Genomic DNA, 7656 nt, shown 5'->3' on the forward strand with positions numbered 1-7656 from the left:
AGGTCGGGCCGAACCGGCTGCGAGAGATCGAGCACCGCAGCGTCCTGGAGATTCTCTGGGAGCAGTTCAAGAGCCTCGTCGTGCTGCTGCTCGTCGTGGCGATGGGGGTGTCGTTCCTCTTTGGGCAGACCGTCGAGGGGCTGGCCATTGCCGCGGTTCTCGCCATTAACACGGCCATCGGGTTCTTCACCGAGTGGCGGGCCGTGCGGTCGATGGAGGCGCTGCAGCAACTCGGGCAGGTGACGGCTTGCGTTCGGCGCGACGGACAGGAGGAAATCATCCCGGCCGACGAGCTCGTCCCGGGCGACATTGTTCGGCTCCGGGGCGGGGATCTCGTCCCCGCCGACCTCCGGTTGCTCGACACCGATCGGCTCCAGGTGGATGAGTCGGCCCTCACTGGCGAGTCGGTGCCGGTCGCCAAGAACACGGAACCGGTGGCCGCCGACACGCCCCTCGCCGAGCGCAGCTGCATGGCCTACAAGGGCACGGCCGTCGCGGAGGGGCAGGGGACGGGCCTCGTGGTGGCCACGGGCATGGAGACCGAGCTCGGGGCCATCTCGGCCATGGTGGAGACGGCCGAAACGGGCGATACGCCCCTGGAGCAGAAGCTCGACCGGCTGGGCCGCCGACTCGTGTGGCTGACGCTGGGCATCGCGGCGGCGGTGGCCGGGGCCGGGCTGCTGGCCGGGCGGCCCCTCCTTCTGATGATCGAGACGGGCATCGCCCTCGCGGTGGCGGCCATCCCGGAGGGGCTGCCCATCGTGGCGACCGTCGCGCTGGCGCACGGCATGTGGGTGATGCTGCGACGCAACGCGTACGTCCGCCGCCTCTCCGCCGTCGAGACCCTCGGGGCCACGACCCTCATCTGCACCGACAAGACGGGGACGCTCACCGAAAACCAGATGGCGGCCCGGCGCCTGGTGCTCGCCGACCGGACGGTCGACCTCTCGACGGACGCCCGCCCCGATCTTGCCGCTCCGGAGGCCGACGGCACCGATCCCCGGCTCCGCGCCGCAATCGAAGTGGGGGCACTGTGCAACGGCGCCGAGTACAACGCAGACGCGCCGGAGGAGAGCACCGGCGACCCCCTCGAACTCGCCCTCCTTGAGCTGGGCCACGACACCGGCCGGGCTCGCCCCAATCTGCTCCAGGAGTTTCCGCTCGTGCGGACGGTGGCCTTCGACCGCGACACCAAAATGATGGCGACCTACCACGAGGCGGACGACGGGCTCTTCGTGGCCGTGAAGGGCGCGCCCGAAGCCGTGCTCGATGCGTGTACCTCGGTGATAGAGGTCGACGGGTCGGAGACGTTAAGTGACGAGGCTCAGGAGGAGTGGCTTCAGAAGAGCGAGAATTTGGCGGCGGACGGCCTTCGGGTGCTCGCCCTCGCCCGCAAGCCGGTCGACGCCGAGGACGCCCCGCCGTACGAAGAGCTCGGACTGCTCGGCCTCGTGGCGCTCCTGGACCCACCCCGCGAGGACGTGCGTCCCGTCATCGAGCGGTGCCAGCAGGCCGGCATCCGCGTGGTGATGGTGACGGGCGACCACCCGGCGACGGCCTGGGCCGTCGCCGAGGCCGTGGGCCTCGACATGAACGAGCACGCCGTGGTGGAGGGGGGGCAGTTCGTGTCGATTGAGGCGTTGGACCAAGAGCAGAAAGAGCGCCTGCAGCGGGCGGCCGTCTATGCCCGCGTGACGCCCAAGCAGAAGTTGGACCTCGTCGATCTGTACCAGGACGCCGGACAGGTGGTGGCCATGACGGGCGACGGGGTGAACGACGCCCCGGCCCTGCGCAGCGCCGACATCGGGGTGGCCATGGGCCGGCGCGGCACCGACGTGGCCCGGGAGGCCGCCGACATGGTGCTGCGGGACGACGCCCTCTCCTCGGTCGTCGCGGCCGTCCGGCAGGGCCGCATCATCTTCGACAACATCCGCAAGTTCGTCGTCTACCTGCTCTCCGGCAACGTCGGAGAAATCCTGGGCGTAGGGGCGGCGGCGACGGTCGGGTTGCCCCTTCCGCTCCTCCCCCTCCAGATTCTCTACCTGAACGTGCTGAACGACGTCTTCCCGGCCCTGGCCCTCGGCGTGGGGCGCGGCACGCAGCAGGCCATGGACCGCCCGCCCCGCGACCCGGCCGAGTCGGTGATCACCGGCTACCACTGGCGCCTCATCGGGGGGTACGGCGTCCTCATCGCCGTCACCATCCTCGGGGCCTTCCTAATCGCCCTGTATCCGCTGGGCATGAGCACCGCGCAGGCCGTGAGCGTCTCGTTCCTTACGCTTTCCATAAGCCGGCTCCTGCACGTGTTCAACATGCGCAGGCCCGAGAGCGGACTCTTCGACAACGAAATTTCGCGGACGCCCTACGTGTGGGGCGCCCTCGCCCTCTGCCTGGGCCTGCTCCTGCTGGCCGTCTACTGGCCGCCGCTGGCCGCCATCCTGTCGGTGGTGCCGCCGGGCCTCCACGGCTGGCTCCTGATCGGCGGCGCGAGCCTCGTGCCGCTCCTGCTGGGGCAGGTGTACCTCGGCTGGCGGGCCCTGTGGGCCTCCGCTGAATAGCGCGCACGCCCGGCTTCACGTCTGCGTCGATCCTCGTGCCACGCCGCGCAGACCGATCCGGGGATGCGGGATGCGTGTCGCGTGGACAGCAACCTGTCACGCGTCCCTCGTCACACGTCCCTCTTCACGCACCACAGCTCGAGCCCTCCCTCCATCCACTTCTGACCCAGCCCCGTCGTCCGATCATGCCCCCCAACGGTGACACCGCCCCAGACCCCGATCTCGCCCAGCGCGACCCCCGCCGGACCGTCCAGCTCGACGACTACGCGCCGTTTCTGGCCCCGGAGACCCTCGACCGCATCTACGAGAAGGCGGAGGCCCTGCAGCACCTCCACGTGGCGCACGTCAACTCCACCTTTTACGGCGGGGGCGTGGCCGAGCTGCTCGACGACCTCACGCTGCTGATGAACAACGTGGGCATCACGACGGGCTGGCGCGTCATCCAGGGGGCGCCCGACTTCTTCAGCATCACCAAGAAGATGCACAACGCGCTTCAGGGCGGCTCCATCAACCTGACCGACCTGAAGAAGAAGCACTACGAGGACATCGTCTACAAGAACGCGGTCCGCACCCACCTCGACCATCACAACATGGTGGTGGTCCACGACCCCCAGCCCCTGCCCCTCATCCAGCACTACCACCGCAACGGGCCCTGGATCTGGCAGTGCCACGTGGACCTCAGCGATCCGCACCGCGGGCTGTGGCGCTACCTGCGATCTTTCATCGAGCAGTACGACGGCGTGGTGGTGAGCCTCGACGACTACAAGCAGTCGCTCGACACTCCCCAGCGCACCATCACCCCCGCCATCGATCCCTTCGCGATCAAGAACAAGGAGCTGAGCGAGGCAGAGATCGACGAGCGCCTGGGCCACTACGACATTCCGATGGACCGGCCGCTCGTGGTGCAGGTCTCGCGGTTCGACCGCTGGAAAGACCCGGAGGGCGTGATCGAGGCGTTTCAGAAGGCGCGCCGCGAGATTGACGCGACGCTCGTGCTGCTCGGCAATGTGGCCACCGACGACCCGGAGGGCACGGAGGTCTACGAGTCGCTGCTGGACCAGGAAGACGAGCGGATCCACATTCTCAGCGTGGAAGACACGGCCCTCGTCAACGCCCTACAGCGGCGTGCGGCCGTGGTGCTGCAGAAGTCGCTGCGGGAGGGCTTCGGCCTCACCGTCACCGAGGCCATGTGGAAGGGCACCGCCGTCATTGGGGGCAACGTGGGCGGCATTCGTCACCAGATTGAGGACGGCACGAATGGGGTCCTGGTCGACTCGGTGGACGAGGCCGCCGAGCAGATCGTGGAGCTGGTGAAGAACCCCGAACGGCGGAAGCGCCTCGGCAAGAACGCCCGCGCGACGGTCCGCGAGCGCTTCCTGCTGCCCCACATGCTGGAGGACTACCTCGACCTCTTCGGGAGCTTCCAAACCATCTACCGGCTCTCCGACTGACCCACCGCGCCTCGTCGCTCCCGGCCGGCGGGCGCGGCCCTGCGGCCTCCGTGGGTTTGGCCCCCGGGGAAACCACATGCGGCGACGGGGCTTCTGGGCGGCGTGTGGTGAATGCCGCGTGACGTTCGCCCCCTCCTCCCCCGCCCGAAAAACGCCGCGTCCGGCAGTGCGTACAGGTGTTGGTCGTTTCCTGTCAACTCAGAGCAGCACCCGTGCGCCGAATCCTGTTTCTCTTCCTGGATGGCGTGGGCCTGGGCCCAGCCGGCCCGGCAAACCCTCTGTCGTCCCTCCCCGGCACGGCGTTTCGACGGCTTGGGGGCGGGGCCCCCTGGACCCGCGCGCTGCCCGAGACGACCACGGCCCGGCACCTCGTTCGTCCCCTCGACGCCACCCTCGAGGTGGACGGACTGCCCCAGAGCGGCACCGGCCAGGCCACCCTCTTTACCGGCGTAAACTGTGCCGAGCGGGTGGGGCGCCACTTCGGGCCGTATCCCCACTCCGCCACCCACGACGTCCTAGACCACGAGAACCTCTTTCACCGCGTCCAGGCCCTCCCGTCCGTCCCCGACGAGGCCGTCGCGTTCGCCAACGCCTTCCCCCCCCAGTTTTTCGACGCCTCGTCGCGGCGCTGGACCGTCACGACGCGCTGCTGTGCGGGGGCCGGCGTGCCCCTCCGCGACCTCGACGCCCTGCGGGCCCGCCGGGCGGTCGCCGCCGACCTGACGGCACAGGGGTGGCGGGACGCGCTCCAGCTCGACGTCTCCCCCCGCACGCCCGCCGAGGCCGCCGAGGCGCTGGTGGCCACCCACCGAGACCACACCCTCACGCTGTTCGAGTTTTTCCAGACGGACAAGGTGGGCCACGAACGGATCGACCTTCCCCCGAGCGTGCTCCTGAGTCGCCTCGATCAGTTCCTGCGCCGGGTGCTCGAGCGGCTTGACCCCACCCAGGACACGCTGATCATCACGAGCGACCACGGCAACCTGGAAGACACCCGTCACACCCAGCACACCCGCAATCCGGTGCCGCTCATCGCCTACGGCTGGGCCGCCCCCCACCTGGCCGACGCGCGGACGCTGGCCGACGTGACGCCCGGCATCGTCGAGGCGCTCCGGACCGGCCTCGGCGGGCGGTGACGCCTCATCCTCCGGGCGAGTCCGTCGTGATCTCCTCCACGAGCCGATCGGCATCGTAGACCGTCCGGAGGGCCTCCAGGATGCCCCGTGCATCCACCGCCACCGCCCGGGCCCCCTGTCGGCGGTAGAGGTACTCGTTGGGCAGGGCCTCCATGTTGCTGTCGAAGACGACCCCGACCACCTCAAGGTCCTCGTCCAGGAGCGCCGACCCGGAGCTGCCCCCCGCAATGTCGACGGTCGAGACGAGGTTGAGGGGCGTGCCGAGGTCAATCGAGTCGACGGCCGTTCCCCACCGCGCGGGAAGCCGCCACGCCTCCCCGGCGTGGGAGAAGGAGCGGTCGTACAGTCCGTAGAAGGTCGTGAAGGGCGGGGCCGTCGCCCCGTTGTACCGGTACGACCGCACGCGGCCGTCCGAGAGGCGCAGCGAGCGCGTGGCGTCCGGCGGAAACGTGGTCCCGTACACCGCGACCCGGGCCCGGGAGAGGCGTGCGTTGAGGGTCCGTTCGGAGGCCCGCACGTCCTGCATCTGCCGGTTCGTGTTCAAGAACATGGGCGCCAGCGCCTCGATGACCGGCACCGACGGGTCGTCGCTCTTGCGGTAGCCCTCGTCCAGAAGATTAAGAAACCGGGTCGAATCCATGAGGGCGCTCTCCTCCACCAGCCGCGTGGCGACCTCTTCCGGTGTGCGCGTCCGGAACAGCCGCTGGACGGTCGGGTGGTCGGCGCCGTAGGCCGACCGGACCTCCTCGAACTGGGCCACCAGAAACTCCTTCTCGAGGCCGGGCGGCCAGTTGGCCACCTGTTCGGCGTCCTCCCGGATGCCCTCCAGCCGATCGGGGGGCGCCCCGCGGGTGCGGAGGAAGTCGTAGTAGTAGCCGTGGAGTGCACGCACCAGGATGCGGGACCCCAACTCCAGGTTTGCGAAGGTCGCGAAGGCCCCGGCCTTGTCCGCCATCACGACCTTGGACTGCTGGAGCCCCCCGATGCGATCCACCATCTTTCCGTACCGCTGCCGGAGCGAGTCGACGGCCCGAATCGAATCCTGAAGGGCCTGCACGGCCGCGCCCCGCCGCGCCAGGAGGTACGCCTCCTGAAGCCCCCGGAGCTGTCCCGTCTGCCCTTTGATGGTGTTCTCGATCGAGAAGTAGGTATTTCGGAGGTCGTAGTGCGCGGCCGAGTCCGGGTGGCTGCGGATGTAGGTGTCGAGCAGGGCCCCGCGCGACCGAAGAGCCGCCAGCCGATTGGGAAGCTCGTGGTCCCGCTGGTACTCGAGCTGCGACACCATGTCGAGGCGGCTCGTGGAGCCGGGGTGCCCCACGGCGAAGACCGACTCGTTGGGCCGGGCCCCGTCCTCGTCCCACGAGAAGTGGTGCTCGGGGCGAAGGGGCTCGCCGTCCGGGGCATAGACCCGAAAGAAGGCCACGTCCAGTGCGTACCGGGGGTAGGTGAAGTTGTCCTCCGTCCCCCCAAAGTATCCGAGCTGCAGCTCCGGGGCCATCACGAGACGGACGTCCTCGTACCGCCGGTACGTGTAGGCGGTATACCGCGCCCCTCGGTACAGCGGCGTCACCTCCACGCGGAGCGAACTGTCCCGCGAGCTGGCCTCGGCCGTCAACTTTTCCTGGAGCGACTGGACTCGCTGCTGGCGGGCCTGGGCCCCGGCCGCCCGCCCCTCGCGGAGTCCGTCGTAGACGGTACCGGTCACGTCCTCCGTCTCGACGAGCTGGTCCACGTAAAGGTTGGGGGCCCGGCGCTCCTCCCCGCCGTCCGTCGCGTAGAAGCCGTCCTCCAGGAGCGCCTCCTCGCCCCGGCGGACATCCGTGATGTGCTCCCGCGCGCAGTGGTGGTTGGTCATCACGAGCCCCTGCGCCGACACGAAGGACGCCGAGCACCCACTGCCGAACCGCAGCGCCCCCCGCTGGGCCCTGGTGCGCCACTCCTCGTCGGGGGTGAAGCCGTGCGTCTCCCGGACGTACGACGTGGGCAGGTTCTCAAACGTCCACATCCGCCCACGGTCGAACCGCTGGGCCCGGACCGTGTCGTAGGCCGACGGCATGGGTACCGCCTCGTCGGCGGTCGCCTCCAGCGTGTCCCCGGAGGACTCCGTCTCGTCGGGACGCTCCACGACCGGGACCGACACGGTGCCCCCACTCCCGCCGCAGCCCGCGAGGAACGCGCCCCCCATCCCCAGAATGATAATGAGATGCCAAGCGGAAGTGCGCATGCGGTAGAGGTCAAGATCCAGAAGAACGTGCGGCGAGGCAGCGCGGCACCGGGTTCACGGGCGGCGGTCCGTCGCGCTTGGGTCCCCAAACAGCTCATCGACCAGGCCGTCCGCCCCGTACACGGCGGTCAGGGCCTCTCGCAGACCGCGAACGTCGAGCGCCACCGTCCGCATCCGCCTCGGCAGAAAGAGGTACGTGTCCGCCACCGCCTGGATGTTGGGCCCCACGGCCACGCCCGCCAGCGTCAGGGACTTGGTGAGGAGCGGTGCCCCGCTGTTGCCCACGG

At 69.6% G+C, this 7656-nt stretch carries 5 protein-coding genes; 3 read left to right on the top strand and 2 right to left on the bottom strand.

Annotated elements, in window-relative coordinates:
• The 3 genes from V5A20_RS12045 to V5A20_RS12055 all read left to right on the top strand — a co-directional run.
• Window positions 1-2558 (top strand): cation-translocating P-type ATPase (locus V5A20_RS12045; protein ID WP_332327433.1); only part of this gene is annotated, 2558 nt, incomplete at its 5' end.
• A gap of 185 nt (window positions 2559-2743) precedes the next feature.
• Window positions 2744-4009: a glycosyltransferase gene (locus V5A20_RS12050; RefSeq protein ID WP_332316630.1), complete on the top strand. Its 1266-nt coding sequence runs from the start codon at window positions 2744-2746 to the stop codon at window positions 4007-4009.
• Between the two features lie 212 nt (window positions 4010-4221).
• The gene (locus V5A20_RS12055; protein ID WP_332316629.1) at window positions 4222-5145 is read left to right on the top strand and encodes an alkaline phosphatase family protein; all 924 of its coding nucleotides are present in this window, start codon (window positions 4222-4224) and stop codon (window positions 5143-5145) included.
• A 4-nt stretch (window positions 5146-5149) separates the two neighbouring features.
• Here the strand turns inward: V5A20_RS12055 and V5A20_RS12060 are convergent, their stop codons facing one another.
• Together V5A20_RS12060 and V5A20_RS12065 are read right to left on the bottom strand one after the other, a co-directional pair.
• Window positions 5150-7369 carry a S46 family peptidase gene (locus V5A20_RS12060; protein WP_332327434.1) on the bottom strand — a complete coding sequence of 740 codons (2220 nt, stop codon included), beginning with the start codon at window positions 7367-7369 and terminating at the stop codon, window positions 5150-5152.
• Window positions 7370-7423: 54 nt separating this feature from the next.
• A partial coding sequence (locus tag V5A20_RS12065; protein WP_332327435.1) for a S46 family peptidase occupies window positions 7424-7656 on the bottom strand: 233 nt, incomplete at its 5' end.

Source organism: Salinibacter sp., from assembly GCF_036626415.1.
Taxonomy (GTDB): Bacteria; Bacteroidota; Rhodothermia; order Rhodothermales; family Salinibacteraceae; genus Salinibacter.

What these genes read in the sequence shown, in the direction of transcription:
- V5A20_RS12050 (WP_332316630.1), top strand. Translation starts at nt 2,744, where the DNA reads ATGCCCCCCAACGGTGACACCGCCCCAGACCCCGATCTCGCCCAGCGC.
- V5A20_RS12060 (WP_332327434.1), bottom strand. Translation starts at nt 7,369, where the DNA reads ATGCGCACTTCCGCTTGGCATCTCATTATCATTCTGGGGATGGGGGGC.